This window comes from Hahella sp. CCB-MM4 (genome assembly GCF_002260525.1).
Lineage (GTDB): Bacteria > Pseudomonadota > Gammaproteobacteria > Pseudomonadales > Oleiphilaceae > Hahella.
The window spans coordinates 186,749-213,106 of sequence record NZ_MRYI01000010.1 but is presented as its reverse complement, the minus strand read 5'-3'; the positions used below and the strand labels follow the sequence as shown (position 1 = coordinate 213,106).

The following is a 26,358-nucleotide window of genomic DNA, read 5'->3' as shown; positions in this document are numbered from 1 at the left end:
TTCGTTGGTTACTATGTTGCATGAGGGTTATCCTTTGTGTGTTTCGATGAATGGTTGGCACCTCCATCAAAACCGGTAACCCTCTCTTTTTCAAGAAGAAGTGTCAGATCAGATTGAAACTATTCCACTTTATACTCAGCAACACCATGTTCTCTCAGAATTTTATCGGCTGTTTCCAGGTATTGAGATTTGAGCCTTAATATTCGTGTCTCAAAGGATTGGACTGCCTTACCTTTTTCCCATGGCTCATCCCTCATTTCGTTTTGAAACTCGTATATCTGAATTTGGACCATTTCATCCTTCGCAAGGAAACGAATTTTTGTTCTCCCTGGCTCATGGTCAAATCCACATGACGCCTCTTTAATACCATTTAGCACATCAAGAACAGCAAGTGATAATTCTTCAAACGCATCAGACAAATATGAAATCGCGTCGATCTCATATATATCATTCTCTGAGCGAAGAGTCGCATTGGCCCATCCATGGTCTTCAATCGAATAAGATAAGGTAAATTTCATGGGGCTTTATATAAAGTCATCAAACATCGATCTATTTGAAGGATCAGATCTGGTGGATTGTTGAAAGACCATAGTATTTCCAACAATCCACCAGATCAACAACCGGTACTAAATCACTGAAAACGACAAGCATTAAACCTCGCCGGTTTACCATCCAGTTTGGCTGAAAGCACCCTGGCTGTACCAATAGGCGCATTGACAGCTAACACAGTCCCAGTAGTTTTCACGCTGGTTACACCACACATGTCGTTGTAATAGCTCTGATCACAACATTGGTTGTTTTCATTCGCATCGCCCGGCTTGCATTTCCATGGACCGGCAATTTGAAATCCTGGGGAATTACTAAGGGTCGGAGGACATGAACAAACGATCTCATTTTCCTTGATGTAGCCGAGACCCGGAAACTCCTTGCCCTGGGTGCTCTTGAAACACAGCCCCCCATCACACTGAGCCCCATAGGCCTGGGTACCGGATCTTGTATCGCAGGTGTAATAACCCATGGGCGGCCCCAGTTTTTCAACTTTGGGGTCGTAATCTGTCTCTACCTGACGTGGTGTGGCATAGGTGCTGACCGTGTACCCATTAGGAACACCCTCCAATAGTAAATCGCAAACGTTTTTGCTTTTCCCGTTTTCCTCATAGTCGAAACTGATGGAGATACTTTCTTCATTCATGACTTCACATTTACAGTATGCAACACCGTCCAGAGTCCAGCAGGTCGCGGTTGCGCACAGAGCAAATGTATCTGGGGCTTTCCCTGAAACGGGACATTCAACAATCTTGGCGTTACTTGAATCTGTAGTGGTTGTTGTAGAAGAGCTGCTGCTATCAGCAAAGGTTAAAAAAGAAGAGCTGACAAATAGTATGGCTGTTGTGAATAGAGCGATCCTTAGAATCATTGGAAACTCCTTTTTTGTTGGGTATTGCACCGCCAACAGCAAACGAGCGAAGCGGGATAGAGAGGCTATCCTCCAATAAAATTAGTCTGAATTGCTTCAGACGACAATGATTCTTATGACATTTGCAATATCGAGGCAACTTATCTTGTGTCGATTCAGTCGCTTTTACCCGCCATGCCCCAGTCCGATAATGCCTAGAAACAGCCAAGCGACAATACCGAATATCACGCTCAATTGACCGGCGAGAGTCTTGTGTTTTATCAATCCGGCAATGACGGCTATCACCAGGACTGCAATACCGACAATCATAGGTATCTTGTAGATAGAAATAAGCAAGGGTATGCCAATCAGAGTTCCATCCGTAGCCGCAACATATAGCGTAAAAAACACGTAAATTAGTGAGTCCTTTAGCCCGTATTCAATTGAAAACAAGCCAATCAGTATCACTAGCAGTACGAGCAACCCTAATAGTATTTTTTTAATAACAATCACTCCTCTACTTCCCTTACCTCCTTACCCGGAAATCTCCAGGTAAGGAGATGTCACAGTCATAAGAGGCTAGTCTTTTTTCAGCTTGGTGTAGAAAAACACGTTCTTGGCGTTTTTCCACGTTGCCTCTGATTGGTCTCTCAATATGTCGTCGCAAGTATACACTTTGCAGATATCATTGAGTCCGGCAAAGTAATTCTGGTTTTGACGGTCCGTGAAGCCACCAACAGCATTGGTCTTGACGCACTGGTTGGTTTTTTGCCCCATGATGACAACAGCATCAATATTTTTAGACTGAAGTTCCTTTTTCATATCCAGGTTGGTCTTCGGATTGAACATGCTGATATGCGGCTTTTTGACAACAGTAGCACCTTCTATACAAAAGTTGCTGTTGGTTTTTACCAGGGGGTTCGCATTCTTACCAAGCACGATAGGCGCAATAGCCTGCTGATTAACCTTGGAGTCTATCTCCAGTATATAAATAGGCATGCGCAGACTCTTGGCCTGTGCCAGGGTATCAATCAACGCCTGCTTATTTGGGGGAGCTTGTTGTCCCTGTTCATCAATCAAAATGGCAGCAAATTTTTTTCCGCCTTGCTTAACACCATTATTCATTGCTTCAAAGAGTGAAAAATTTCTTACAATCGTCATGAGGTTATCAATTTCCTTGTCAGTTCTGCTATTTAACGAGATCAATAGCGGGCTTCATCCGATATTGCTCATTTCGACAACTTCCATTCGATGTTGAATAGCGGTTGATTCCTCACCTATGCGCGTTCTGACAGGGATTTCCTTTAATCGGGGTTCTCATGAGATGTCTGTGATTGAAAGGACATCTATAGCTGCCCTATTATTTTTATATTGCGCCAAATGCATATCCAATGCTCACATGAATAAGGTCGTATCATTTCCATTTAATCATCAGGTTCTGTCGTCATGAACAGCTCTTCAATCATAAATTTTATCAGTGGCCACCTTGATCTCAGCCACGACGAATTCAATGAGCATTATCGCCCAGTCATAGATATTGCTATCGAACAGAATCAATCATTTGTTGTAGGTGATGCCAGAGGTGCCGACACGCTCGCTCAGCAATACTTGAAAGGTAAAACAACCGCAGTGACCGTTTACCACATGTTTAGCGATCCCAGGAATAACGTTGGATTTAACACTAAGGGAGGTTTCCAGAGCGATAATGAGCGAGATAAACAAATGACGTTGGACTCAACCCAGGATATTGCATGGGTTCGTCCAGGAAGAGAGAAATCCGGGACTCAGAGAAATTTAGCTCGTCGAATAAGGTCCCAGCAAAAAGAGGCTTCTGAGTGAGGTTCCGAACCTCGGCCTCCAGCTCGCTGTATCCAATCTTTCCTACAAATAGAAATCTAATCTTTATCCCGTTCATGAGCTAGGCGAGGTTTCCTATCTTCAGGACGATATTCCTCAATTTCGTCGGGGAAGGCTTCAGCATCAGTAGAATTGAGAGACTCTTCACTACCAAAAATGACACCACGCTCGTCAAAGTCTACAGGGCCTCTCTCAAGCATCTCTTGTCCCCTAGCCTTGGCCCGCTCGTTTAGCCATTTATAAAACTCTTCAGTTCCAGGTTTTGGGCGCTTGTCACTCATACAAGATCCTTATAGCAATAATGACCCTTACTATCATAAGTGAAACCTCTCAGCCTGCCATTATTGATGGCTAATAGGTGCCTACGACAATAGTGGCGATTCAGATCTCGGTTTTTTACCACAGTTTTTGCACATAATATTATCACCCAAAAGCCAAATATCCCGTGATTTACAGTGACCACATTTAGTACCTTGCTTCACTGCACCGCAAGCTTTACATGAACCATAAAGCTTAAATTTTGCCCCAATGTACTGGTTGTGTATATTTGCCAAACAAAACGGGCACAAGTGAGGCTGACGAAATTTCTTTACCTTTTTGTTTCCCCATCGCCCGCTTTTTTCCTCGGTTTCAATTGGCTCCTTTCTTAATTTGGCGTTGCCGAGTTTTTTTATAAACGGTCTTGGATGTTGAGCCCATTCACCAGTCGCATTTCTCTTATTTTTGTTAGTAATTCGATTCATATAAGTACAGCTTTAAAAAATGTCAGGTTAACATTTACATTAAGAACAGCAACCAGGACATCCACAAATCATCTCGTATTTGTAAGGGCGGACCTGCGTGTCCGCCCTGGCGCTGAACTCAATCGCCAACATTGCCTGTATACACTATATTGGGCGAACACGCAGGTTCGCCCCCTACACAAGAAACCTTTTGCCAATTGTATTCAGTACATTAATAGGAGGGAGTTTAATAGAAGAAAGCACAAACTTGCTCACAACTGTCTAGCGGTGAAATTGTTAGAACTTAATTCCTCTTTCCATTTGAGTTCGAGTAGCCACAAACCCAAGTCTTTCGTACGCTGCGATAGCACTGCCATTAGAATTTGATACATCCAAACTTATAGAATGCGCCCCCTTTTGCAACGACCATATTTCTGCCGCTTTAAGTAACTCTTTAGCCACTCCTGCTTTTCGATATTCGTCCTTAACATAAATTGAGTCGATATAACCCTGCGGTATGTTATAAAACCACTGTAAACACACAACAACTGCGCCAACTGGTGTGCTATCCAGGAGAGCAGTAAAACCTGCCATATCTTCGTTACCCGCAATTCCAGCAATACTAGATCTCATATCACGCTCTAAATCGTTTGTAATCGAAACCCCGGGAAAGGACTCTTCAAAGGCAACCTTGCTACCTTCAAGATAGAATTCTAAATCTCTTCTTATATCAAACTCTTTGATTTCCATATTTATCTCAACTTTGTTCTATGGAGAATGGGTAAACAGGGACAACTATGTCCAGTTGATCCAGCCTGACTGCCAGTCGCAGAAGTCTTGACCCTAAGTAATTGATACTTTCCGTCCATTCTGCCAGATCGATGTTGAGCCTGTTCAGAAATGGGTGGGTATCCCTCTGCGTGCTTCAATCATGATATTTTTATACTCAGAGTTCTATGCTCGCGAACTCAATAGAACACCGCCGCCCAAAGTAATAAAAAGCCCGCCAGTGACTTTGGACAAAGTCCGCGAGAAATCCTGGGTTAATACTCGTTGACCAATACGATTGATCAGGTACGCATACCCTAAATGAACCGTCGCAACAATCACGCAAATTGAGATAAACATCAGGGAGAATTGCTCAATAGGCAAATGCTCAACATCCAGAAACTGTGGCAAAAAGGCAGACAGAAAGATCAGTGTTTTCGGGTTACTTGCAGAGACCAAAAATGCTTGAGAGAACAAATTCCCGACAGATTTATTCTTGGCCCGGGGTCGATCCACTGGCAAGTCTATTGCAGATTTACGTGTAGATCTTAGGCTTTTAACACCAAGATAGATGAGATAGATACCGCCAGTCACTTTCATGGCGATAAACCAGGCTGGTAGCTCTTTAAGCAACTCCCCCACTCCAATTGCCACCAGACAAACAATAATAAACTGGCAGGATAAATTCCCCAATACCGTAATAAATGCAGATTTCCAACCGTGTTGAACGCTGTTCTTCAATACAAGAAGAACATTGGGCCCAGGAGACAGTGTGGTTACCAGATAGGCTAACGAAAACATCAGCCAGATTTCGAATCTCATGGATACTCCGTTAATCCATATTAAGATGCGGGTAATCTTAAATGTATAAAGTATATTTGTAGAGGCGGACCTATATGTCCGCCCTGGCGCTGGACTCAATTGCCCGTTCTGCAGCGTCTATATCAGACGTCATCTCTGCTTCAGGATATGCCAAATCAAGTCGCTTAAGAAAGAAGATAAAGTCTTTTGAATTGAGACTTGCCGAAATATCCTCAAATGCTTCAGAAATTTTGTAAAGGTTTTCACCGCCTACATTTGATAAAACCCATTTAGTATCAGATAAATCTTCCGACAGTAACTTAGTATACTCTGACCAACACTGATAAATCTCAGGATCATTAATATGGAGAGACTTATGTTTTTCTACGACAGCTAAAACTTTGTTGAGTAATTCATTTCTATCCATATGCGTATTTCCATCATAGTTATAGTGTCAGCTATGTCTTTCCAATCACGAAAAACAGCTTAACCATATAAAACTCTTTTGAAGCAGGCCAACTATACGCTGCAATTTCGTTGCTGATTTTTTCAACATATGAGCCATCAACTGTAAGTACGGCAGTATCAATTTTTCCACTCACATTAGTTACAACTACTTTTACCCAGTGAGTTTCGTCCGTGAGATTTAAGTTAGACAACATTTCTGATACTAACCTCTCAATGTTATCGAGATGCTGTTTTTCCACAGTTTCACCACGAAGCCCCCAATCAGCTAGGAATATATTTCTGTCAGTAGGAATTTTCCATACTTCCTTCCTAACATGAGGATCGTCTTTCTCCACCACCTCGGCATACACTGGATGGAGAGTCGTTATACAAAAATTGTTAAGTGAATCTAAGAATGCCCCCTCAGGAGACTCCCCTGCTCCTGCTGCAAAGTCATCTAATTTCCGCCCATTCGAAAAAATTATACTCAGTTGAGTTTCAGCAGAGTAAAACTCACCTTTTCTAAGCTCGTTAACACTATATATCTCTCCATTGAGAGTAATATCTAGGAAGTCCAAGTAAACCCCATTCTCAGTAATAGAGTAGTTGTTATACCCATGAGCTTTAAACCATTCGCCTATGTATGCTCGTACATACTCTCCACCTTGACCGGCATTTACTAAAGCAGGAAATATCAACAACAGAATTACGATATACCTCAACCTATACATCCTATATAAAAGATCAAATTTTCGCCGTCTGGCACGGCATATTTTGTTTGGCTATATGCAGCCTAAATTGGTGTGAACCAGATTAGGTGCACCTCTCACAATAAGATTTTAATCCGCTGAGCCGGCTTTTTATAACCCGCCAAAAATACCAACCTGCCAACTTATCTACCACAAATGGCAATGCCCATTTTTTTGCCTTGATTGAATAGATAAATCTAGCTTCTGTGGAATCAGCACCCACAGGTTTAAAAATCCAGCTCCCTGCAAAAGACTGGAGAAAGAAAGGTCCTTTCGTCATTTTAATCGCAGCAGTAGTCGGTGGATCAACCTGGACAAATACCACCTCCATTTTCAAACCATTTTTTGCCTGCACAAAAGCTTTGGTACCTTTTTCAATTAAGGTCGCACCATCGAGAAGTTCAATTTTTTCAGGAAATGGATCCCACTGATAACGAACAGAATAATCTTGAGATACCTGATAGATTAGATCGGGCTTGGCGTTGATAGTAAGTTCGTATTCGATGGTAGCCATGCTCGTGTCTTCCTACTCTACAAATATTGCCTAGAAAATAATCTTCAACTTGACCCAATCATTAATTTCTACGGAAGAATATCCAAGATTTCCATAGATGTATTTATTTTGTAGGGGCGGACCTATGTGTCCGCCCTGGCGCTAGACTCAATCGCCAGCATTGACTGGATGCTCTACTGGGCGAACACACAGGTTCGCCCCTACATATGAAATGTGCTCATCAACTTACGCATGAGTTTCCCCACAGTCACGAATTACCGTCTCTAAAATAGGCACTTTAAAAGAATACCATCCAATATTGAATTAAGTTCCTGTAGGGGCGAACCTGTGTGTTTGCCCAGATCTCCATTCAGGCGTTAATACCCGCCACCTATTTCCGTCCCAAAACATGTTATCTCCAACTTACAACCTCTCTCCCCTTATTTACCCTTGCCAATTCCCCTCCACCTTCTACACTCCTAAAACAGCCCCATATCCACGGGCGTCGCTAGTAGTATCCGAATAACCAAAGGGAGTGTGTTATGACGAACGATAGCAAATCGGACGACCAGATCGTCTATGCCAAGATCCATCCTTCGATCGGCATTGCCCGAGTCGGTAACTCCACCAAAGAAGACGGCTTTTATATCGGACCGCAGGTGTCATCACCGCCACCCAGGGAGCCCGGTTATTATCGGGACGACACCGGGGCGTTGAAGCGCGAGGTGGCACAGTTCCGTATTTACGGATATGACGCCAATGGTCGTGTGGTACGGGAGCTGTCGATGGATGAATCGACCAGTATCAAGTGGACCGTTGAACTGGCGAATCACAAGGCCGCCTGGTACAACTTTGAACTGGCGTTGGATATTCCTGAAGCAGCGACGGCAACCCCCTCCACTTTGCGTAATGCGGATATCAAGAAACGGGGTGAGCTTTCGATCACTCCGGGCTCACGATCCATCGATACCGCCTCCTGCTATGGGCCGGAGTTTCAGTTCAGAGGTGGCAAGTTTATGGGGATTGATGTGCCCCTCGGCGAATTGCGTACGGACACCACCGGCCGGTTACAGGTGTTTGGAGGACACGGAAAATCCGCCTCTTATGACAATAAACCGCCCACCACGTTTGCCAACAACGATGGATGGTATGACGATACCAGCGATGGTCCGGTAACGGCCTCAGTCGTACTCAACGGGAGAATACTTGACGTGGCACCAGCTTGGGTGGTGGTCGCACCTCCCAATTATGGCCCCCAACAAAAATCGGTAAGGACCATGTATGCGTTGATGACCGACCTTGCTATCAACGCCGGTCAGTTGCCTGCACCTACCCGCCCCTCTTTCCAACGTGATCTGCTGCCGATCTTTAAAGCCATGTGTGATCTGCAATGGATGAATGCGGGTTTCGCCGCAGGCTTTGGTTATGGAGCGCCCCAGCATTTCCTCGATCCGGATTATCTGCGGAAACTCTCTATGCCCGGGGACGCCTACGCAGAGTTGCGCCGGACAACAGTGAACGCGTTTCGCCATCCAAACCGGGAAGATATATCCATGAACCTCTGGCCCTGGGTCTATGGCGATGCCATGGATATTCCCATGCCGCCTGTTACCAACGCCATGAATGCCCTGACGGAAACCCAGCTTGCCATGCTGGACTACTGGGCCAAGGGTGAGTTCGAATCAGATTACGATCCCTGTTGGGAGCCCCCCAGTTCAATCGACGAGGTTCCGGTTGCCGAGCAACCTGCGGAACTGGATAAAGCCGCGTTGGAATTCTGTCTGGCCGATGCTTTTCATCCGGGGTGCGAGATGACCTGGCCAGTGCGCCACGCCACCATGTACAGTGAACCCTATCGCTGGCGTCACCGTTCAGCCAATGACCCAGAACCGGATTACGGCACCACACTCACCCCAGCAGAAGCGTTGTCCTACAACGGTCCTCTGTATGCTCAATTTCCCGGTTCCATCACCCGTTGGATGGCCATTCCATGGCAGACAGATACCGCCAGTTGCCGGTCAGGCTACGATCCAAAATACGATCCTTACCTTCCTACCTTCTGGCCTGCACGGGTTCCCAACCAGGTGCTGAGTCAACGAGACTATGACAAGGTGGTGGATGAAGAGCTGCCAAGAGACGAACGGATCGCCGCCTTTCAACACCGCTCTGACTGGGACCGCACCCTGGGCGTTGGCTATGATAACCAATTGGCCAACATGATCCATCGATTCCCGGAAATGGGCATTGTGGAGGTCCGCCGCGGCGTTCCCAACGATCCGGATTTCCCTGCATTCATGCAGGTAGAAGACCGTGGTGGAGAGGCAATGAGCCAGGAAGAACGTCATCAGACTGATCATGAAATGCGCCGTGCGCTCAGGTCACAGAAGCTTCGTAAGCGAAACAAGGAATAAGCCCCCATTAGTAGATAACAGCCAGAAAGAATATGAAAACAGAAAACTGGGATGTCATCATTCTCGGCGCAGGAACAGCCGGCTTGGCTTTGGCCAGATTCCTGCGCTCTTCCTATCGAGTACTCATCCTGGAAAGACGAGCAGCTTTCCATGCGGAGCAACGGATCGGCGAATCTCTCCCTGGTTCAGCCGGAGTACTGCTGTGGAATCTTGGTTTATATGAACGCTTTCTGGAAGGCCCGCACCGGGAAAAAGGATCTGCTGTCTCCATATGGGATCAGGAATTTCCTGTGTGGAGAGATGCCCTGATTGACCCCGCCGGTCCGGGCTGGGTACTGGATCGACGCTCTTTTGATCATCTATTGCGTGAAGGCGCAATCGAGTCCGGTGCAGTTATTAAGGAAGGCCATCGCCAGATTGAGATCGACCAGCCATTATCTTGTGAAGGATGGAGTGTCCACCTGTCCGAGGATGATATAGCCTATCAAGCACCTGTATTAATCGATGCTACTGGACGTTCTGCTACAGTATCCCGGCGATTGGGTCTGGAACGTCAGATTGAGGATAACCTACTCTGCATTTATAGCTTTCTCACCTGTCGGCCGGAAGATGAAGACTTAACTCTTCGCACCTGCGCCGATGAACACGGTTGGTGGTACACAGTGCAAGTACCGCATGGCAAAAGAGTGCTCGCCTATCATATAGACGCAAATGACACACTCTGGAAAAAGCTACGAGGCCCGGAAGACTTTATTGCCCACGCCCGGCAACATCCCTTTATTGCTGAAGCTATTCAGGGAGCAACACCTTCAAAAATAAATCTCCATCCAGCAGGTACCACCATTCTGGACATCGCTAATCTGGCAGATGCAGGGAAAGGCTTTCTGGCAATCGGAGATGCCTTAATGGCGTTTGACCCCATTTCATCACAGGGAATGTTTCACGCCCTTGCCACTGCCGCGAGTGCAGCTAACGCTATTATGGCGGGTTTTCCCGGGAATCCGGCTGCAATGAATGCCTTTCAGTCAGAAATGCTCAACGTCTCCAAGCGTTACCTGACGCACTTGCAAGATACCTATGCCGGGCCAGTACGGTTTGCACATTATCCGTTCTGGTCAAAACGTCGGCGAGTGATTGATATCCTGGAGAAGGTTGCCGAATAGCCAAACATCGCCAGTTATTTTACCTTTTATGATTGGGTAACGAGTTATGATTGGGTAACGAGTTATCTTTAGGTGGTGAATTATTTTTAGATGGTGAATTGAGTCTGGAAGATTAGTTGCCCCTACCGGGATGGTTGTGTCTTCGTGGAAAATGATATGGATTCGCGGGCACGTCGATACTCGGATTAATGCGGGTTAATTCCTTATACAGCTTCTTCAGCGAGTATCGGTAGTTACGGCAGAGTCGGTGCTGCTCACCGTTCGTCATTTTAATCAGAGTTTGCGCATATCCGTTAAGGTCTGAGGTATTTTCAATGCTGACAATTTCTGAGGGCTTTATATTGAAGTTCCACTCCTCAAAAAGAGGATGTGCAACAGAAAATTCCTGTTCGCCAAGGCGAATTTCAAAGGCAGCCGGATTCTTTAGAAGCCAAACACCATACCCCACCATAACCAGATCGGCTATCGTAAAAATCACTATCGCCACATCCGAGAACACCTCAAACCCAACCTTATCCTTACCAAGGACGTAAAAAACCACCAGCCAGATCGGGAGAACCAAAGCGCTGATAAAAATGCTTCTAGCCGTTTGTTTTCTTGTTCGCTTGTAATGAAATGCCAGCATTCTCTTATTCCAGGACTCTGAATAGGTAAGCCATTGTCTGTTACAGGCACCCTCTTTCTTCTTCCCGCAGAGTTAATACCTGAAATCCGGTCTCAGTTACCAGTATAGTGTGCTCAAACTGCGCCGAAGGACGTCGGTCCCGAGTGGTGACTGTCCAGCCGTCCCGATGCAGTCTCACCTCTTTTCTACCCTGATTAATCATCGGCTCAATGGTAAACGTCATCCCAGGTTTGAGCCTCACTCCCCGCCCGGGTTTTCCGTAGTGGAGAACCTGCGGATCTTCATGCATTTTTTTACCGATACCATGTCCACAATATTCCCGCACCACCGAATAATGATGACTCTCTGCATGGGTTTGAATAACGTGACCGATATCGCCAAGCGTCACCCCCGGCTTCACTATTCGAATCGCTTTATAGAGGCATTCCTGGGTAACATCCACCAGGCGTTTAACGTGATCAGGCACCGGCCCGACAAAATAGGTTTTGCTGCTATCACCGTAATATCCGTGTTTTAGTACGGTGACATCCACATTCACAATATCCCCTTCTCTTAAAACCTGCTGATCAGAAGGCCAACCATGGCAAACGACATGATTGACCGACGTATTAACAGTATAGGGATAACCATATTGCCCTTTGCTGCCTGGATAGGCATTTAAGGTGTTAACGATATAATGCTCGCAAAAAGCATCAATGTCAGCGGTCGTAATGCCAGGTTTGATGATATCTTCAACCGCTTCCAGGACTTTAGCAGTCAATCGACCGGCCAATTCCATTTTTTTTATTTCGTCGTCTGACTTAATCCGGATCATGGTTAAACAGCCTGCTTTTCCATGTGTTGGTGTATTACCGTTTCCTCTCGATCAGCCTTTCTGGCTTCTTCTGTCAGGTGCTTCAGTATATCGATATAGGACATACCGGGATTCTGCTCTGCCAGCATCCCCACCTTCATCCAATGCTCAGCTTGGGCGTTAATGGAACGCGTCATTGCCCGACCCGCAATACGAACTTCTTCATGAAGCTCATCGGATATTTTTACAATACCCATACGTAGCACTCCTGCATATATACCATATACGAAACATATATATTTCATTTAACCAAGAATTACAAGATGAGCATGTCAGGCAGTCACATGACAATCTGCCCCAGCATCGGACTCATGATGAGACAGCTCCTACAATGAGCCGAGCCTCAAAAACAGAGCAAAATTGAAGCGGTGATACTGATTAGAATTGATTTCCAGGGATAACGAATTGTCTTTGTGGGAAATCGGGAGGGTATAAACTCTCCCGATTTTCACCTTAAACAACCGGCACACTTTTACGGTCTTCGGCCCGACGTACCCGGGCCTTATTGCGACGTCGACGAAGCGTCAAAAAATGCCCTGCAGATACACCCCCGGCTGCAATTAACGTGACGAGACTGGCACATATGGGACACATATCATCCTCCATTCACATCTACTGCTGTCGACCTTCTCAGTTATAGCCGTCATGCAAACGCATCCACTGGTAAGGCGGCGTTTGAATGACATCCTCTGGTGAGTCTTCCCAGAGTTCCTGGCGTCCCATCGGTGTGAGATCGAGATAGGACCATATGCTGCCCAGGTACTCGACACCACGTAAGGTGGTGTAATAGGTCCGATATATTTTCTCTCCTTCACGAAGAAACACACTAACCGCAAACATCTCGCCGTTTTCACGGGTGGCGTTAAAATCGATATTGAAGTCACTATCGTGGGATGAATACCAGGGAATGTCCCAGCCCATGCGCTGCTTAAATGCAACCAACTTAGGGTATGGCGCTCGCGAGACCATCACAAAGGAGGTATTGCGGGCCTGGATATGGGCAATGTGACCAATATTATCCACCACCATGGAACAGCCTGTGCAGGGGCTTTCAGCGTACATGAAATGATAAAGAATCAGTTGGCGTCGTCCTTCAAACAGATCCAGCAAACTAACCCGACCATCAGGGCCGGTGAATTCGTATGTTTTTTCGATTTCCACCATCGGGAGACGCCGACGTTCAGCGTTTAATTTGTCCTGGCGGCGGGTTTGTTCTTTCTCTTTTACCCGAAATGCCTCAATGGCGGATTCCCACTCCGCCGGGTTAACGATTTGGCGCATGTTGATCTCCTATATGTTCCGTTTTACATATGCTAATGACTGACAATTTACTAACTACAGCCACAGTATGAGCTTCAATATCTGTGATAGCGCTGTGGTCAGGAGACAACAAAGGGGTGGTTTTGTGCCATCACTTTACGTAGTGTTAAATAGCCCAGGTAGAATCAAACAATTTCAAGAACATCGTGAGGTGGGAATTGCCTGATGAAGAATATCTATATCCTGATTTATCCGGACGTCGTTTTATCCTCTGCCGCCGCCCCTCTGGACATACTGACCCGAACCAATGAAATACTCATGGCGGCTGGCAGTCCGCCCGCTTTTAACGTCAGGCTGGTCAGCGATCAGTCCGGAGATATTCATCTCAACAACCCGGTTCATTTCAACTGTGAAAATTCAGTGGCTGAAATAACACCCAGCGCAGATGGACACCATCAGCAATTGATTTTGATTCCTGCCTTTGAAAAAACTTGGGAAACGGTTCTACCTAAAAACAGCTCATTGGTGGAATGGATCCGAGAGCATTATGTTGCAGGCACAGAAGTGGCCAGTCTTTGTAAAGGAGCTTATTTCCTGGCGGAAGCAGGCATCTTAAATGGACAGCCCTGCACCTCCCATTGGGGAGTCATCGACGACATGAAGCAGCGATATCCGGAGGTAGACTTCCAGCCTGACTCGGTCATCACGGACCAAAACGGTATCTATACCGGCGGAGGGGCATTTTCGTCACTCAACCTGGTGTTATATCTGGTGGAGAAGTTCTGCGGTCACGAAGTAGGTATCATGGTGAGCAAGAACTTCTCCATCCACCGGGATCATATCAGCCAGGCCCATTTTTCTGTATTCAGAGGCCTGAACCAACACGCAGACCAAGTCATCCTGAATGCCCAGACGTTTATCGAAACCCATTATTCGAAAGATATCAGTGTCGAGCAGGTAGCCTGTCATGTGAATATGAGTAAGCGCAATTTGATTCGCCGCTTTAAACTGGCCACTCAGAATACGCCGTTAGAATATATTCAGCGGGTGAAAGTCGAGGTAGCCAAAAAAGCACTTGAGAATGGCTCTCAGAGTATCCAGAATCTGATGTATGACGTGGGCTATAACGACAATAAAACTTTTCGTACTGTGTTCAAACGAATGACAGGTGTGACACCACAGGAATATCGGAACAAGTATGGTCGGCAGTGATGACCAATCCCCGCTCAAACAGCCCCCTGTCTCTCATGTTCAATAAAGGTCACTACTTTACCGACTTTCCTGCTTTTCTTTTTTGTTGACTCTTTGTCGCAACATTAAGCAGACGCTGAAACTTGGAGCACTCAAAGTGATTAGGAGCCGAACACTTGGCAGCATGACGTAAACCCTTGCTCATGGCTTCCAGTTTTTTTATCGTTCGATCCAACTGATCTGCCTTCTCTAAAAGCTGCTCTCGATCAATCTTCGGCCCCTTCGAAGTAAACATGGCAGCGATCTCATCAAGCGTGAATCCGGCATGCTGACCTAGAGCAATCAATGCCAGCCGATCCAGTACATCCTCATCAAACAGCCTGCGTAAACCTTTTCTTCCTACAGACTCTATAAGACCTTTCTCTTCGTAAAATCTCAATGTCGAAGCAGGTAGTCCAGCGTGCTTTGCCACAATACCGATATCCAGCATCTATCCTCCTCAATCGATACTATTGACTTCAAGTTCACTTTAATTTTCATCCTGATGATAGCTATAAAGCAACACCTTAGATAAGTGCTTTTTTATAAAAACAGACTCTCGGCTAAATTCTTTGTCAGGTTCCCCTTGACCTCAAGTTGACTTGAATTTGTATTCTTAAAGAACACCACAATTTGAGGATGCAATAATGACAGAATTTTCCAGTGACTTTTTAAATGTAATGACCTACTCATTATTGATAGGTATCGGTGCTACGGCTGTCATGGATATCTGGGGATTACTGCTGAAGGTTTGCCTGGACATCCCCTCGTTGAGCTACGGTATGGTAGGTCGTTGGATTGCTCATATTCCAAGGGGAAAACTAATACATCAAGGCATCGCGAAAAGTGAGGCGATGGCAGGCGAAACGGCTATTGGCTGGATAATCCACTACATGACAGGCATCATCTTTGCTGCCGCTCTGTTACTGATTTGGGGGCTTGAGTGGGCAGCAAACCCAACCCTCATGCCGGCAATCATGGTTGGTGTCACCACAGTAGTATTCCCCTATTTTGTCTTGCAACCCTGCTTAGGGGCCGGTATTGCCTCACGACTTCTCCCTGAACCGAATATTGCCCGGGTGAAAAGCCTTACCACACATCTGGTGTTCGGCACCGGCCTATATCTATCTGCGCTGTTTTTTCAATCGATGGTAGATCTCGTGGGTTGATGGAAGCATTGAGACATTTTCATAGAACGAGCAAATAGCACCGCTTGATAAATATTGTAAACAAAGAAATTCGTTCTTTAAGCCGTACAGATGAATGACGCCTGTCCTTAGCGGCATCCATCTGTCAAAAAAGTTAATTCTTAAAGACTAAACGACAGGTTCAAACCCGATCCGATCCAAACAGGTTGCAATATGATTCTTAAACTCGGCATAGTCCTTGGATTCCATAATGGCTTCCTGTATGGCCTGGCTCAGAACGGATTGGAGTATCCGGCCTCCATCCCCATTCTTTTCAGCGCAGTTGATTCTGTCGTGGGCTCTCAGTATAGCTTCCTCTGATTCCTGGACCTGAAGGGCCATTGACGGCAGGGAAACACCATATAATTCACTCACTTTATGAACGAGAGATTTCTCAATCTCAATAGTCTGTGTTCTCAAACTAAGACTTGAAGCTCTATGGATGATCGGAAGCACCAATGCTCCATTCCTGACAATCCTTGGCTTTGCCTCCATTGAATTTAATATGATCACTTCGCCAGGTGCAGCTTTCTTATAAAAGGCTCTCATGCAGCCGGCCACACCAAGCATAGCGATGCAGATGATCCCAACCATGGTGATAAATGGTATAACCATTGTAACGTCGCTCAACTCATTATTCTCCTGTCATTTATTGCGATGTAGCGCCAGGCTCACGACAAAGCATCAACCTGTCAAACCCGACGGCAAAACCGATCCCTTGCCGATAGGCTCCACCACCCACCACTTGCTTTTGTGCACCAAGTGAAGGTACCGAGATTTCAAAGCCATCAGCAGTGTAGTAGTCCAACCCCCGTCTAGCAGATCTATCTACCAAGTATGCACGAGTTTTTATCGCCACCATATTTTCAGCAAGCTCAATAAGTTCGTCTTTAATGGCCGTAGAACTTGGGTTGATGACTTCTACACCAAACTGGAAAAACTCCCTGTACCGACCTTCCTGAGGCTTTTCATATCTCCAACAACGCTCAAAATACCAAAGTTTTACATCTTTCGATCGCTTGAAGTGCTTGTCTGCCAAAAGCTGTATCGTGGCTGTCCCCTCTGGCCGCAAACACAGCGACCGATTCTTTTTATCTGGAAACACGTACATCTGCCCCAGTATCTCTTCCCCAGCCTTATCGATGTAGACCTTTGACGGCTCGATCGATGGAAGCACTATCTCTTCAAAGCCAGCAGTTTCCGCGGCTCTCACCAGCTTATTTAGCAACTCACGCCGCTCTTTAGCTTCAGCTCCAGAAATAATTCTTACCCCTCTGGCCTGGGCTTCAATTTTTAATTCCATAACTCACCCTATCGAAAATATTCAGATAATAAAAAAGCCCTCGAAGCTATGCTGGGAGGGCTTTCTTGGTGATAGGGCTTACTCTTTCACTCAAGCACTGGCTCCCCCAGCCACCTATGCGACTGTTGAGGATGGAAATGTGCTTGGGTGAAATTAACCAGATTCATGGGACCGGATAGTAGTTTTGTTTTCTGATAATTGTCAACGAAATGCCTTCATTCTATGCGTCTCAAACTTGTTCATGCGCAATTTGCCCCTGAGATGATCAAGCTAATCTTCTGTCTTCCTCATCGCAGTTTTTCGGTACGTACTCCAAATCGGGATGAACAGATAATCCAGCCCACCATGCTTCGAAGCTCATCAGCCCTTGCGCAGCAACCAGACATCCTCTGTAACGTCCCACTGCCCCTTTAATCCGTCTGAACAGAATTCATTTCCGATGCAGGTTACTTCGTAATTTCCGGCATAGTGCTGTCGGACTTCGTCCGCATTGACTGAAAAAGGAGGCCCTTCCATCAGATTCTGGTCATACTCGAAACAAATCAGTAGTTGCGGTGCGGTATTCGTAAGTTTTGTGAGATGCTTTGAATATTTCTGCCGCATAGCCTCTGGTAATGCCACTAATGCAGCTCTGTCATAGCAGGCATCAACCGGCCCCAGAATATCGGGGGTTAAATCAAAAAAATCTCCCACAAAAATATCGATATCCTTCGCACTGTATTGCTTCAAAGCACCTTTCTCGGATACGGCCGGCTTCTCTCCAAGCTCTGTAAATAGCTGTTCGATGGCCAGTTCACTTAGCTCGGATCCAACAACCCGATGGCCCTTCGAGCGAAGCCAGGCGATATCGAGGGTCTTACCACATAATGGAAGAAATACTCGACTCCCCTGCCCCAGAGCCAGCTCATCGAAATACTTCACCAGCAGAGGGTTAGCCTCTTCCTGATGGAAGCCAATACTGTTTGCTGCCCATTTCTTATGCCAAAAATCTGCTTCCATTGTCGTTTCTCTACAAATGCATTGATCTATAGAATACAAATTCAAGTGCACTTGAAGTCAAGGGGCTATTCGCTATTCCCGAAAATAATTGCATCAGACGATCCACAATGTCAGACAGCCGTAGATTTCCAATTCCGCCCCTGAATTTTTCCCAATTCAGAGGTCAAACGGGCTTTGATTCGATCATATCGCATATGCGCTGATCACAGATATCTGCCATCAGCGCAAGCAGGCGGACAGGGATAAATAACTCAGTCCGACAATGCGTTCTCAATTATTTCGTGCATGATGTGGTTCAGACCCAGGTGAGCTTGCAGGTGAATGTTATCGACACTGGGTTGTGATTCCCCCGTAAAGGCATCATTTGCACCTGCAATGGCCATTTGGCGCAGCATAAACTCTTCTTCTACTGCAGAATGGAATAGCTCCGGTTTTTCCAATAGATAAGCTAACATGGCAGCAACACCGTAAGCGCCCCAATTGGAACAACCTGCCACTATCAGCGCATCGGATTCCATGTCCGTTGCCATACCACCATTACATGGGCAGCGACAGGTAGCACCAGCTGGGTGGAATTCGCGAATGGCAGAATATATTCGCCCCATGCCGAATTCGTTACCCGCGTCACCTATTCCAACGGTATAAGCCCCCCGCTTTGATGCAAGAAGCGGCACCACCCGCCGGGCCATCAGATTCGCTGTTCGGTACCCAGGGTGTCTGGGCGGCAATGCAGGTAATAAATACTTTGTCTCCCGCATGAATACTGTTTTTCAGGCCCAAAGCGGCTTTTAACACCTGGGGGCCTCCGGCTTCCTGTTGTGCAGCCTTGACCAAAGGCTGGATGATTCCTTTAGGCCAGCCTTTTGACCTCATTTCAAGAGATATAGCCTGGTCTAGGTTAAAACCGACAATTTGATCTGCTGGCGAACGGTAGTTCAACATATCCATATAATTCCTTGTTCCTTTTATGCTTTCTGCAATATTGAAAAGTTCATTCGAAATATATTGTCGCATGCACATCATTACAGGCTAAAGGTCGGATTCCTACCCTCATTTTTAATTAATAGGATGATTCTCTGATGATGGGGTTCAGAAACAGTTGTCCAACGGAGTGCTATTATTCATCAGAGCACTATTGTCCATCAGAGCACTAAGGCATTTATCAGCAGACAGCTATCACTCTATGAGCTTGATAGAGGATTCATCAATATGCTGTCATGACATTTTGGTTTAACCAGATAGGTTAATCAGTTGGCAGGCCTCGTCCATGAAACCTGTCATACTGTGTCACGAGTCTAATTTATTAATGAAAAACATCTTGTGCTAATACACCAATAATTCAGGTGAAGTATCCATCGCCAAAGGCGCAAATATGGTGAAGGAATAAGTAACCTGATCTCCCGCCTGCAACCCGCCGATGTCATACTGGAAAGTGTTATTCACCAGACTCATGCCCACATTCTGTTGGGATTGGCCGTTGATCTGAAAGTGAACAATGGCATTAGTGACACCTGGACCCACACGAAAACGCAAACCTCCGTCGGACAGTTTTGTGGCCCCTGTTCCTTCATCCGTTGAGTCACACGCATCACCCACCCCGTTACCGTCGCTGTCGGCCTGATCTGGGTTAGCGATGGCAGGACAGTTGTCATGACTATCCTCCCACCCGTCGTTGTCCTGGTCCGACGATCCGCCTGCGAAACTGTAGTTGAACGTTTCCGTGTCCATTGCCAGAGGGTCAGCCACTGTCATAGTCGCGGACACTGTATCTCCAGCCTCCCCCATCACGCTGTAGACTTTTCTTCCATGGCCGTCATCCACCATTCCCACGTTAATCTGAGGGCCATTATTTACCCGATAATGCAAGTCAGCAAAGTTGGATGCGTAGGCATAGAATTGTATCTCTGAGGCAGAAATGACGGTAAATCCATAGGGTTCACTGTTATCGCAGGCATCACCGATCCCGTCATTGTCGCTGTCTTCCTGCCCTGCATTCGCAATGTTAGGGCAATTATCACTGCTGTCCGGGATACCATCATTATCAGTGTCTACGGGTGACGTTGTATCGCACACATCACCGGTACCATCACCATCCGAGTCTTCCTGGCCCGGATTAGCGATTTTCGGACAATTGTCGACATCGTCTGCAACACCGTCCCCGTCTGTATCTACCGGTTGAGTCGATTCACAAGCGTCGCCTATGCCGTCTCCATCGCTGTCCTCCTGGAGAGGATTCGCTACCAGAGGACAGTTATCCGCATCATTCAGTATGCCATCGCCATCAAAATCATCATTGTCCTCACAGGTACCCAGCTCATCACAGCGGGCCTCTCTGGGAGTCAATTTATCCGGATTGATGACAAATGGAACGTCAGACTCTTTGTAGAGTACATCGCACTCTTTTTCTCCATCCGCGGACCATTGTGCCAATATCGCAGTATTGACCGGTTGCCCCTTAAGATGCGCACGCAGCTCAGCGGTCAGATGGACCTTACAGGCACCATAGAAACTCGGATCACCAGAATTGGGATTTCGATAAGAGATGCCCAACACGGCCATATCATCCGTAATTTCGATTCGGCGAAAGCCACCATTGGCGATTGCATCGTCAACGCCCACCAATGAGACGAATTCACTTGAGCCTGTAGGCTGATAATCAATAATCAACTCCGCGTCATCCAGTGTGTTTACCACCGAGACCTTTTCGGTGTCGTAGCCCAACTGGCTGTCTGTCGAATCATATTCCGGAGGTGCCTGCAGATCATAAAACGGCGATGTCTGACTTCCGTATAGTGCAAAGGGATTAAAACTGTAACTGCTGAATATCCCCCAGCCTGACGAAGCTGCGCTTGGTATGGGATTACCAAACCACCCAAATGGTATAAAAGTCCGCTTACTCGAATAGAGAAATGCCTGCTCGTTATCTCCCAGATCTGCCTGGAGATCCGGCCCGACACTATCGGCAAATTCCACGTAATCAGTGGTGTAACGATCTGTTCGAAGTTTGAGGAGGTTTTGCAGCATGGAGGCTTCATCTGCCTGCAACTGATGAAGATCAACCGTCTCGCTTGGATGCTCCAGATAATACTTGATTAACATCTGCACCATGTTAACAGCGCCGAATGTCCACTCACCTGACATGACCTGTTCATCAGCATTATCGGTATACCCCACACCACGAACCTCTCCACCGGGTCCAAATACGCCGCCTCTGCTCCTGGTTGTCTGCCAAAGAGCCGCAGAAGTCCCTTCACCAAACCACGTGTCTACGGTTTTCGGGCCGAGGACCGCCAGCCCCCAGGTATTGACATCAACGGCATAGTGGTTGTCTTCAGGGAATTGTTCATTGTTCGTATATTCACGACCGTCAATAGTTCCGCCCTGGAAGAACATGTTACCGGCAGCGTTATAGCCATAGTTTTTCAGGAACGGAAGCAGCCCGTCGGTTGGGCCGGCCGGAGTCTGCCCACCGTATAGCATGATGTCGATGACATTGACGGCAGACTGCAGTTGAGCTTTCTCACTGTCTGTCAGTGTTTGGTCAGAAAGATGAGAAATGGCCAACAGGATATTCTGGAGCAGCTTGATTCCTGCCAGGACAGAGAAATTATTCTCCAGGGAGATTGTCCCATCCTTTACCGTTTCCCCTCCATTACCTGTTGCTCCATTGGTAATGTAGTAAAACGCTCCTAATTCTGACTGCATGTATTGCAACGCCCATAACCCTTCCAGAGCGTTTTGCAGAGCGGTGCTATTGAATGGAACACTGGCCGAACTGCCATTCATCAGAATTTCGGCCTGCAAAGGGCCAAGATATACCCCCCAGGCGTTCTCACCGGTAATCGGCTTCCAGTCTGTCCAGGTAATATGTTTATCCAACCCTTGAGAAATGATTTCCGCAGGCGTTGTCACCAGATTGGCGGCGGCTGAGTCCTTAAAAGGATCCGGCGCAAAGAAGTTTCGTCCCAATACCCGCAAGTTGAACGCATATTGGGGGTTGGGAATTTGGGCGAGAGTGTGTCCATAGGTAAAGCCTCCATTGCCCTGCGCATCCGGGGCTGGAGCTTTGGCAACTTTCTTACGCAGACGATCCAGTTGACTGTTAATCAGTTCGCGCGCCTGGTTCTGATCCAGAAAGCCCTTTTGCGCGGCAATAGCCAGAGCGATCTGCCAAACGCCGGCATCATAGATGTCAGCACCATTATGGACAATGACCCTCTCGACCTGAAGTTGTGTAGAGGGTGCATCCAGGTCACTACCTAGCACCGAGAAACTGGGTGAGGTCCGGATAATATCGTTCACTGTACAGTCGACGGAACCACACACGTGATTTATCCAGTAATCGATATTGGTGGAAGCGTAACTTAACGGGTACTTGCCTTTGCCTGTCCAATACTTCTGCTCCCCTTCGCGGAGCAAATGATCACCCACCAGAAAGTTTGCTTGTTTCTGAATGTCGTCCTGAGACTGGAAATTGGTATTAAGAACCAGCTGGGGAGCTGCATTTACCTCGTGCGCAGAGAGCACAGCTGTAGCCATTATGGCCAGCCATATCCGATTTTGTTTAAAGGTTTTGCGATGATTAAACGCTTCGCCACTATTAAAGATTCGGTTGTTTGTTTTTGTTGTTCTCACCTAAATTCTCCATTTTATCGTTAGAGTCAGACTGAAATTGCCTCATTCCGGAGTCTCTTCTGATCGACCAAATAACGCTGAAACAGCCATATGACACTGAAGTCCAAAGGGACTTCAGTCAGTCAACACGATCAAAATACAACCAAAATGAAAGCGCTTTCATAATGAGTTCGAACTGGTAGGGAGTCAACGCAGGCAAAAACTTCGAGATGTTATGGTCAGGGGTATTTATTTAGTAAATACAATGAATTAATTCGAAAACACTTCAATGTAACAAAGTCTATCCTAAGCTAACAAAGAGTATCATCGGCGAATTCATTGGGAAGGCACCAGTGAAGTGGTGCCAGCTAACACAGGTGTTATGCATCACAGTGTATGGGTGCTTGGGCACAGTGCAGACAGGCCTCAAGATCCGTGTTAGCAACTGATTCCTTTCTCGCCGCCAATTTAAAGTGAAGGTTCTGTTTCACGCCGGGCCACTCATTCTTGATAATACTGAATAATACGGAGTCCCTTACTCGGCCGTCAGGCATAACCATGTGGCTGCGCATGATCCCCTCTTCCTTGGCTCCAAGCCTGAGAATCGCATTACGCGATTGGATATTAAGATAGTCAGCCAGAAGAGACACCCGGTTAACACCCAGACCTTCAAATGCATAAGTGAGCATCAGCAATTTCGCCTCGGTGTTGATCAGTGTTTTTTGATAGGATCTGGCTACAAACGTAAAACCGATCTCAATACGTTGATGGGGTATATCCGCCCTCAAAAACCTTGTTGTTCCCACCACCCTTCCTGAGGCTCTATCGATCGTGGCAAACGCCAGTCCATCACCATTCAAATGAGCGGCAATCGCCGTCTCAATAAACTGATCTATTTCTTCAATTCGTGGCGCCAGGGTGACAAATAGCTTCCATAGCTCACCATCTGAGATCGCTTCAATGAGCCCATAACGATGAGATTCAGACAAAGGCTCCAGTCTTACGACGTCACCTTCCAGTATGACTTTTTCCAATACCATATAACTTCCTTATTGGGGTGATGAACTTGCCTTGTTATCACAACACTTCACTGTATTTTTGCGGAGTTCCGCTACTGAGGAGGGTTATCCGGGGATAGCCATCGTCTTTAATTTCTTTCTTCTCTTCTTCTTCTCTTCTTTTTTCAATTATTGGACCGCAGTTCCCAACGCAGAGTTACTTTTTCTCCTTAACGCATTATCCAGGTTGATCTGGGCATTTGTGTGATTTGGGTTAATTTTTAGCGCTTGCCGGTATAACTCGATGGCTTTGTCGTAGTTTCCGGTTGAAGCGTAGGTATATCCAAGGTTGGAAAGAATATTGTCATCTTCAGGGGCAATCGCCGCCGCTTCTTCAAGATATTTAATCGCCAGAGGATATTTCTTCTGTATGCTGAAGGTAATGCCCAGATTCTGGTACGCCTCGGCATGCTTTGGATTCAGCTTGATGGCACGACGCAGATAGACTTCAGCTTGATTCAGGTCCCTGATAACGGTTTGCCCTAGCATGTACATGGTTCCCAAACGAACGGAAGACTCCGCATCCCCCCATTCGGAGGCGGTTTTGAAATAATGCACAGACTTATCCATATTCTGATTAACCAGGGTTCCATTGAAATAGAGTTCCCCCAGCCAATAGGCCGCTCTTACATGCTCCAGTTCAAAGGCTTGCTCCATCCATTGAACACTGGATTGTGGCTCCCCTCCAACACCATTGGCGATCAGCAGTCCCAGCAGGTAATAGGCATTTCGGGCTTCATCACCAAGCTCACCTTCGACCGATTCGCTTGACCAATGCAGTGCTTCAGGCAGATTAACCTGGGTTCCCTGACCTGTGGCGTACATTTTTGCCAGACTGTGTTGCGCCAAAGGGTAGCCACCTTCCGCCGCGCTTTTCATTATTTCGAAGGCTTGCTGCAGATCTTTCTCTACCCCTGTCCCGGTTTCGTATAAAGAAGCCAAAATACTCCTGGCTTCCAGACTTCCCAACTCTGAACCTTTCTTGAACAGTTTGACAGCCTTCGCCAAGTCCCTGGGAACCAACACACCTTTGAAATACAGATATCCAAGATCATTAAGCGCCCGCGGGTGCTGTTGGTCAGCCGCCTTTTGCAACCATTGAATGCCCTTTTCAACGTCCTTTGTTTCCCCAACGCCATTCAACAGTCGATATCCCAACATATATTGCGACTGCGCCAGCCCTTGGTTCGCAGCATCGCGTAAAAGTTTTTTACCAACCGGATTATCCTGCCCAGACTGGTTCAACAACGTCATGGCAACATTATTCTTACCCACGACATCGCCTTGGGCGGCAGATTTCCTGTACCAGTACACGGCTTTTTCATTGTCCCGTGGAAAGCCGATTCCTTCATCATACATAAAGCCCAGTTTCGCCTGTGCCCTGGCATGTCCCTGATTCGCTGCTTTCTCGATCCAGTAAGCCGTCTTATTTATGTCTGCCTTGGTACCATTTCCATCCTGGTAGTCTAACGCTACACGATACTGGGCCTTCGGCCACTCGGCTTCAGCCGCTTCCAGAGTTAACTCAAAGGATTTTTTTCGATTCTCTTCAAACCATAACCCGTTCTCGTACATGTATGCCAAATTGAGTTTGGATTCCAAATGCCCGGCAGTTGAAGCCTTGGTCAGCCAAAACGCAGCCTGTTCGTAATCCACTCTGTCGTTTTGCTCGACCAGATACAGTGAACCCAGAGCAGCCATGGAAATCACATAACCTTTATTGGCCGCCAGTTGATACCATTCCATGGCTTTATCAATATTCTTTTCCGTTCCGCTGCCGTAAAAATACGAATACGCAAGACTATGCTGCGCCATCGCAAAGTCCTTGAGTGCACTCTGATAGAACAATTCGTGCGCTTTAACCAGATCCTGCTTAACCCCGATACCATCCCGATACAATACACCAAGGCTATAAATTGCCCTCGGGGCGCCCATTTCACTTGCCTTTTTCCATAGGGTTCGTGCACCACTAATATCTTTTTCGGCGTAACGAATCAGTCCCATCAACGTCATGGCAATCGGATTATTCTCCTCAGCGGATTGCTCCAACCAGGTGCGATCTCCGTCCTTCATAACCTGGTTATGAGTGTCATACAGCAACGACAGAATCAGTTGTGCTTCAGTGTCGCCATACCCAGCCTGTAACTCACAGGTTCTGTAGGCTCCTCTGTAGTTACCGCCGACAATATCCATCAGACAATCAGTTCCAGTGTCCGGAAGATCCAACTTAACATGGTCTTTCTCAACGACGATGACCTCAGATTCGAGATCAATGTTTGTGGCTTCCTGGGCAACTCCCTGGAAAGACACACTGATCAACACCATGACCAGCGCCAGACGACATGCCTCTATTGCGGGTCGGAGCATATTAGCAGGCAAAAGCAAATTTACAGGCGAGAGAAAATCCACTCGTCATTTCCTT

Annotated in this window: 29 protein-coding genes; 5 read left to right on the top strand and 24 right to left on the bottom strand. The window is 46.6% G+C overall.

Features of this window, described 5'->3' with window-relative positions; genetic code table 11:
• Window positions 1-119: 119 nt before the first annotated feature.
• From BTA51_RS17755 to BTA51_RS17740, 4 genes are all read right to left on the bottom strand, one after another.
• Window positions 120-518: a hypothetical protein gene (locus BTA51_RS17755; protein ID WP_094709641.1), complete on the bottom strand. Its 399-nt coding sequence runs from the start codon at window positions 516-518 to the stop codon at window positions 120-122.
• 113 nt (window positions 519-631) lie between these two features.
• Window positions 632-1,417 (bottom strand): hypothetical protein, encoded by a 786-nt coding sequence (locus BTA51_RS17750; protein ID WP_094709639.1) that lies wholly within the window; start codon window positions 1,415-1,417, stop codon window positions 632-634.
• Window positions 1,418-1,582: 165 nt separating this feature from the next.
• On the bottom strand, window positions 1,583-1,726 hold the full coding sequence (locus tag BTA51_RS30220; protein WP_168188207.1) for a hypothetical protein: 144 nt from the start codon (window positions 1,724-1,726) through the stop codon (window positions 1,583-1,585).
• Window positions 1,727-1,975: 249 nt separating this feature from the next.
• Window positions 1,976-2,557: an isochorismatase family protein gene (locus tag BTA51_RS17740; protein ID WP_094709635.1), complete on the bottom strand. Its 582-nt coding sequence runs from the start codon at window positions 2,555-2,557 to the stop codon at window positions 1,976-1,978.
• A 285-nt stretch (window positions 2,558-2,842) separates the two neighbouring features.
• Here BTA51_RS17740 and BTA51_RS17735 point away from each other — a divergent pair, with 285 nt between their 5' ends.
• On the top strand, window positions 2,843-3,235 hold the full coding sequence (locus BTA51_RS17735; protein ID WP_094709633.1) for a hypothetical protein: 393 nt from the start codon (window positions 2,843-2,845) through the stop codon (window positions 3,233-3,235).
• 56 nt (window positions 3,236-3,291) lie between these two features.
• On the opposite strand, the gene BTA51_RS17730 is transcribed toward BTA51_RS17735, so the two are convergent.
• From BTA51_RS17730 to BTA51_RS17705, 7 genes are all read right to left on the bottom strand, one after another.
• The gene (locus tag BTA51_RS17730) at window positions 3,292-3,534 is read right to left on the bottom strand and encodes a hypothetical protein (RefSeq protein WP_094709631.1); all 243 of its coding nucleotides are present in this window, start codon (window positions 3,532-3,534) and stop codon (window positions 3,292-3,294) included.
• 81 nt (window positions 3,535-3,615) lie between these two features.
• Window positions 3,616-3,996 carry a hypothetical protein gene (locus BTA51_RS29975; protein WP_141215627.1) on the bottom strand — a complete coding sequence of 127 codons (381 nt, stop codon included), beginning with the start codon at window positions 3,994-3,996 and terminating at the stop codon, window positions 3,616-3,618.
• A 276-nt stretch (window positions 3,997-4,272) separates the two neighbouring features.
• Window positions 4,273-4,725 carry a GNAT family N-acetyltransferase gene (locus BTA51_RS17725; RefSeq protein ID WP_094709629.1) on the bottom strand — a complete coding sequence of 151 codons (453 nt, stop codon included), beginning with the start codon at window positions 4,723-4,725 and terminating at the stop codon, window positions 4,273-4,275.
• 204 nt (window positions 4,726-4,929) lie between these two features.
• Window positions 4,930-5,565, bottom strand: a complete 636-nt coding sequence (locus BTA51_RS17720) for a LysE family translocator (protein ID WP_094709627.1) — start codon at window positions 5,563-5,565, stop codon at window positions 4,930-4,932.
• Window positions 5,566-5,635: 70 nt separating this feature from the next.
• Complete coding sequence (locus BTA51_RS17715; protein WP_094709625.1) at window positions 5,636-5,971, bottom strand: hypothetical protein; 336 nt, start codon at window positions 5,969-5,971, stop codon at window positions 5,636-5,638.
• Window positions 5,972-6,002: 31 nt separating this feature from the next.
• The gene (locus tag BTA51_RS17710) at window positions 6,003-6,713 is read right to left on the bottom strand and encodes a DUF6348 family protein (RefSeq protein ID WP_141215626.1); all 711 of its coding nucleotides are present in this window, start codon (window positions 6,711-6,713) and stop codon (window positions 6,003-6,005) included.
• A 91-nt stretch (window positions 6,714-6,804) separates the two neighbouring features.
• A complete protein-coding gene (locus BTA51_RS17705; RefSeq protein ID WP_094709621.1) occupies window positions 6,805-7,254 on the bottom strand; it encodes an SRPBCC family protein in 450 nt (149 codons plus the stop codon).
• 521 nt (window positions 7,255-7,775) lie between these two features.
• On the opposite strand from BTA51_RS17705, the gene BTA51_RS17700 reads away from it, so the two are divergent.
• Both BTA51_RS17700 and BTA51_RS17695 read left to right on the top strand, forming a co-directional pair.
• The gene (locus BTA51_RS17700; RefSeq protein WP_094709619.1) at window positions 7,776-9,644 is read left to right on the top strand and encodes a LodA/GoxA family CTQ-dependent oxidase; all 1,869 of its coding nucleotides are present in this window, start codon (window positions 7,776-7,778) and stop codon (window positions 9,642-9,644) included.
• A 32-nt stretch (window positions 9,645-9,676) separates the two neighbouring features.
• Window positions 9,677-10,807 carry an NAD(P)/FAD-dependent oxidoreductase gene (locus BTA51_RS17695; protein ID WP_094709617.1) on the top strand — a complete coding sequence of 377 codons (1,131 nt, stop codon included), beginning with the start codon at window positions 9,677-9,679 and terminating at the stop codon, window positions 10,805-10,807.
• Between the two features lie 112 nt (window positions 10,808-10,919).
• Here the strand turns inward: BTA51_RS17695 and BTA51_RS17690 are convergent, their stop codons facing one another.
• The 4 genes from BTA51_RS17690 to BTA51_RS17675 all read right to left on the bottom strand — a co-directional run bounded on the left by BTA51_RS17690 (window position 10,920) and on the right by BTA51_RS17675 (window position 13,566).
• Window positions 10,920-11,432, bottom strand: coding sequence for a hypothetical protein (locus BTA51_RS17690; protein WP_094709615.1), 513 nt, complete (start codon window positions 11,430-11,432; stop codon window positions 10,920-10,922).
• Window positions 11,433-11,472: 40 nt separating this feature from the next.
• Complete coding sequence (gene map, locus BTA51_RS17685) at window positions 11,473-12,246, bottom strand: type I methionyl aminopeptidase (protein WP_094709613.1); 774 nt, start codon at window positions 12,244-12,246, stop codon at window positions 11,473-11,475.
• A gap of 2 nt (window positions 12,247-12,248) precedes the next feature.
• Window positions 12,249-12,482 carry a ParD-like family protein gene (locus BTA51_RS17680; RefSeq protein ID WP_094709611.1) on the bottom strand — a complete coding sequence of 78 codons (234 nt, stop codon included), beginning with the start codon at window positions 12,480-12,482 and terminating at the stop codon, window positions 12,249-12,251.
• Window positions 12,483-12,915: 433 nt separating this feature from the next.
• The gene (locus tag BTA51_RS17675; RefSeq protein ID WP_094709609.1) at window positions 12,916-13,566 is read right to left on the bottom strand and encodes a DUF899 domain-containing protein; all 651 of its coding nucleotides are present in this window, start codon (window positions 13,564-13,566) and stop codon (window positions 12,916-12,918) included.
• A 204-nt stretch (window positions 13,567-13,770) separates the two neighbouring features.
• On the opposite strand from BTA51_RS17675, the gene BTA51_RS17670 reads away from it, so the two are divergent.
• Window positions 13,771-14,757: a GlxA family transcriptional regulator gene (locus tag BTA51_RS17670; protein ID WP_094709607.1), complete on the top strand. Its 987-nt coding sequence runs from the start codon at window positions 13,771-13,773 to the stop codon at window positions 14,755-14,757.
• Between the two features lie 52 nt (window positions 14,758-14,809).
• On the opposite strand, the gene BTA51_RS17665 is transcribed toward BTA51_RS17670, so the two are convergent.
• Window positions 14,810-15,226 carry a helix-turn-helix domain-containing protein gene (locus tag BTA51_RS17665; protein WP_256385734.1) on the bottom strand — a complete coding sequence of 139 codons (417 nt, stop codon included), beginning with the start codon at window positions 15,224-15,226 and terminating at the stop codon, window positions 14,810-14,812.
• A 196-nt stretch (window positions 15,227-15,422) separates the two neighbouring features.
• Here BTA51_RS17665 and BTA51_RS17660 point away from each other — a divergent pair, with 196 nt between their 5' ends.
• Complete coding sequence (locus BTA51_RS17660; RefSeq protein ID WP_094709605.1) at window positions 15,423-15,944, top strand: DUF2938 domain-containing protein; 522 nt, start codon at window positions 15,423-15,425, stop codon at window positions 15,942-15,944.
• A gap of 147 nt (window positions 15,945-16,091) precedes the next feature.
• Here BTA51_RS17660 and BTA51_RS17655 read toward each other — a convergent pair whose 3' ends face one another.
• The 8 genes from BTA51_RS17655 to BTA51_RS17625 all read right to left on the bottom strand — a co-directional run bounded on the left by BTA51_RS17655 (window position 16,092) and on the right by BTA51_RS17625 (window position 26,345).
• Complete coding sequence (locus BTA51_RS17655) at window positions 16,092-16,592, bottom strand: hypothetical protein (RefSeq protein ID WP_141215625.1); 501 nt, start codon at window positions 16,590-16,592, stop codon at window positions 16,092-16,094.
• A gap of 19 nt (window positions 16,593-16,611) precedes the next feature.
• A complete protein-coding gene (locus tag BTA51_RS17650) occupies window positions 16,612-17,265 on the bottom strand; it encodes an ATP phosphoribosyltransferase regulatory subunit (protein ID WP_094709601.1) in 654 nt (217 codons plus the stop codon).
• Window positions 17,266-17,625: 360 nt separating this feature from the next.
• Entirely contained in the window at window positions 17,626-18,264 is a 639-nt protein-coding gene (gene tmpT / locus BTA51_RS17645) for a thiopurine S-methyltransferase (protein ID WP_094709600.1), read from the bottom strand.
• 251 nt (window positions 18,265-18,515) lie between these two features.
• Window positions 18,516-18,869, bottom strand: coding sequence for a glutamate cyclase domain-containing protein (locus BTA51_RS17640; protein ID WP_246841079.1), 354 nt, complete (start codon window positions 18,867-18,869; stop codon window positions 18,516-18,518).
• A gap of 19 nt (window positions 18,870-18,888) precedes the next feature.
• Window positions 18,889-19,206 (bottom strand): hypothetical protein, encoded by a 318-nt coding sequence (locus tag BTA51_RS30215; RefSeq protein WP_168188205.1) that lies wholly within the window; start codon window positions 19,204-19,206, stop codon window positions 18,889-18,891.
• A gap of 381 nt (window positions 19,207-19,587) precedes the next feature.
• Window positions 19,588-22,899, bottom strand: coding sequence for a thrombospondin type 3 repeat-containing protein (locus tag BTA51_RS30680; protein WP_246841078.1), 3,312 nt, complete (start codon window positions 22,897-22,899; stop codon window positions 19,588-19,590).
• Window positions 22,900-23,258: 359 nt separating this feature from the next.
• Window positions 23,259-23,918, bottom strand: a complete 660-nt coding sequence (locus BTA51_RS17630; RefSeq protein WP_094709596.1) for a GNAT family N-acetyltransferase — start codon at window positions 23,916-23,918, stop codon at window positions 23,259-23,261.
• A 147-nt stretch (window positions 23,919-24,065) separates the two neighbouring features.
• Window positions 24,066-26,345 carry a tetratricopeptide repeat protein gene (locus tag BTA51_RS17625; RefSeq protein ID WP_094709594.1) on the bottom strand — a complete coding sequence of 760 codons (2,280 nt, stop codon included), beginning with the start codon at window positions 26,343-26,345 and terminating at the stop codon, window positions 24,066-24,068.
• Window positions 26,346-26,358: the final 13 nt, after the last annotated feature.

What these genes read in the sequence shown, in the direction of transcription:
- BTA51_RS17755 (WP_094709641.1), bottom strand. Translation starts at nt 518, where the DNA reads ATGAAATTTACCTTATCTTATTCGATTGAAGACCATGGATGGGCCAAT.
- BTA51_RS17750 (WP_094709639.1), bottom strand. Translation starts at nt 1,417, where the DNA reads ATGATTCTAAGGATCGCTCTATTCACAACAGCCATACTATTTGTCAGC.
- BTA51_RS30220 (WP_168188207.1), bottom strand. Translation starts at nt 1,726, where the DNA reads ATGATTGTCGGTATTGCAGTCCTGGTGATAGCCGTCATTGCCGGATTG.
- BTA51_RS17740 (WP_094709635.1), bottom strand. Translation starts at nt 2,557, where the DNA reads ATGACGATTGTAAGAAATTTTTCACTCTTTGAAGCAATGAATAATGGT.
- BTA51_RS17735 (WP_094709633.1), top strand. Translation starts at nt 2,843, where the DNA reads ATGAACAGCTCTTCAATCATAAATTTTATCAGTGGCCACCTTGATCTC.
- BTA51_RS17730 (WP_094709631.1), bottom strand. Translation starts at nt 3,534, where the DNA reads ATGAGTGACAAGCGCCCAAAACCTGGAACTGAAGAGTTTTATAAATGG.
- BTA51_RS29975 (WP_141215627.1), bottom strand. Translation starts at nt 3,996, where the DNA reads ATGAATCGAATTACTAACAAAAATAAGAGAAATGCGACTGGTGAATGG.
- BTA51_RS17725 (WP_094709629.1), bottom strand. Translation starts at nt 4,725, where the DNA reads ATGGAAATCAAAGAGTTTGATATAAGAAGAGATTTAGAATTCTATCTT.
- BTA51_RS17720 (WP_094709627.1), bottom strand. Translation starts at nt 5,565, where the DNA reads ATGAGATTCGAAATCTGGCTGATGTTTTCGTTAGCCTATCTGGTAACC.
- BTA51_RS17715 (WP_094709625.1), bottom strand. Translation starts at nt 5,971, where the DNA reads ATGGATAGAAATGAATTACTCAACAAAGTTTTAGCTGTCGTAGAAAAA.
- BTA51_RS17705 (WP_094709621.1), bottom strand. Translation starts at nt 7,254, where the DNA reads ATGGCTACCATCGAATACGAACTTACTATCAACGCCAAGCCCGATCTA.
- BTA51_RS17700 (WP_094709619.1), top strand. Translation starts at nt 7,776, where the DNA reads ATGACGAACGATAGCAAATCGGACGACCAGATCGTCTATGCCAAGATC.
- BTA51_RS17695 (WP_094709617.1), top strand. Translation starts at nt 9,677, where the DNA reads ATGAAAACAGAAAACTGGGATGTCATCATTCTCGGCGCAGGAACAGCC.
- BTA51_RS17690 (WP_094709615.1), bottom strand. Translation starts at nt 11,432, where the DNA reads ATGCTGGCATTTCATTACAAGCGAACAAGAAAACAAACGGCTAGAAGC.
- map (WP_094709613.1), bottom strand. Translation starts at nt 12,246, where the DNA reads ATGATCCGGATTAAGTCAGACGACGAAATAAAAAAAATGGAATTGGCC.
- BTA51_RS17680 (WP_094709611.1), bottom strand. Translation starts at nt 12,482, where the DNA reads ATGGGTATTGTAAAAATATCCGATGAGCTTCATGAAGAAGTTCGTATT.
- BTA51_RS17675 (WP_094709609.1), bottom strand. Translation starts at nt 13,566, where the DNA reads ATGCGCCAAATCGTTAACCCGGCGGAGTGGGAATCCGCCATTGAGGCA.
- BTA51_RS17670 (WP_094709607.1), top strand. Translation starts at nt 13,771, where the DNA reads ATGAAGAATATCTATATCCTGATTTATCCGGACGTCGTTTTATCCTCT.
- BTA51_RS17665 (WP_256385734.1), bottom strand. Translation starts at nt 15,226, where the DNA reads ATGCTGGATATCGGTATTGTGGCAAAGCACGCTGGACTACCTGCTTCG.
- BTA51_RS17660 (WP_094709605.1), top strand. Translation starts at nt 15,423, where the DNA reads ATGACAGAATTTTCCAGTGACTTTTTAAATGTAATGACCTACTCATTA.
- BTA51_RS17650 (WP_094709601.1), bottom strand. Translation starts at nt 17,265, where the DNA reads ATGGAATTAAAAATTGAAGCCCAGGCCAGAGGGGTAAGAATTATTTCT.
- tmpT (WP_094709600.1), bottom strand. Translation starts at nt 18,264, where the DNA reads ATGGAAGCAGATTTTTGGCATAAGAAATGGGCAGCAAACAGTATTGGC.
- BTA51_RS17640 (WP_246841079.1), bottom strand. Translation starts at nt 18,869, where the DNA reads ATGGGGCGAATATATTCTGCCATTCGCGAATTCCACCCAGCTGGTGCT.
- BTA51_RS30215 (WP_168188205.1), bottom strand. Translation starts at nt 19,206, where the DNA reads ATGTTGAACTACCGTTCGCCAGCAGATCAAATTGTCGGTTTTAACCTA.
- BTA51_RS17630 (WP_094709596.1), bottom strand. Translation starts at nt 23,918, where the DNA reads ATGGTATTGGAAAAAGTCATACTGGAAGGTGACGTCGTAAGACTGGAG.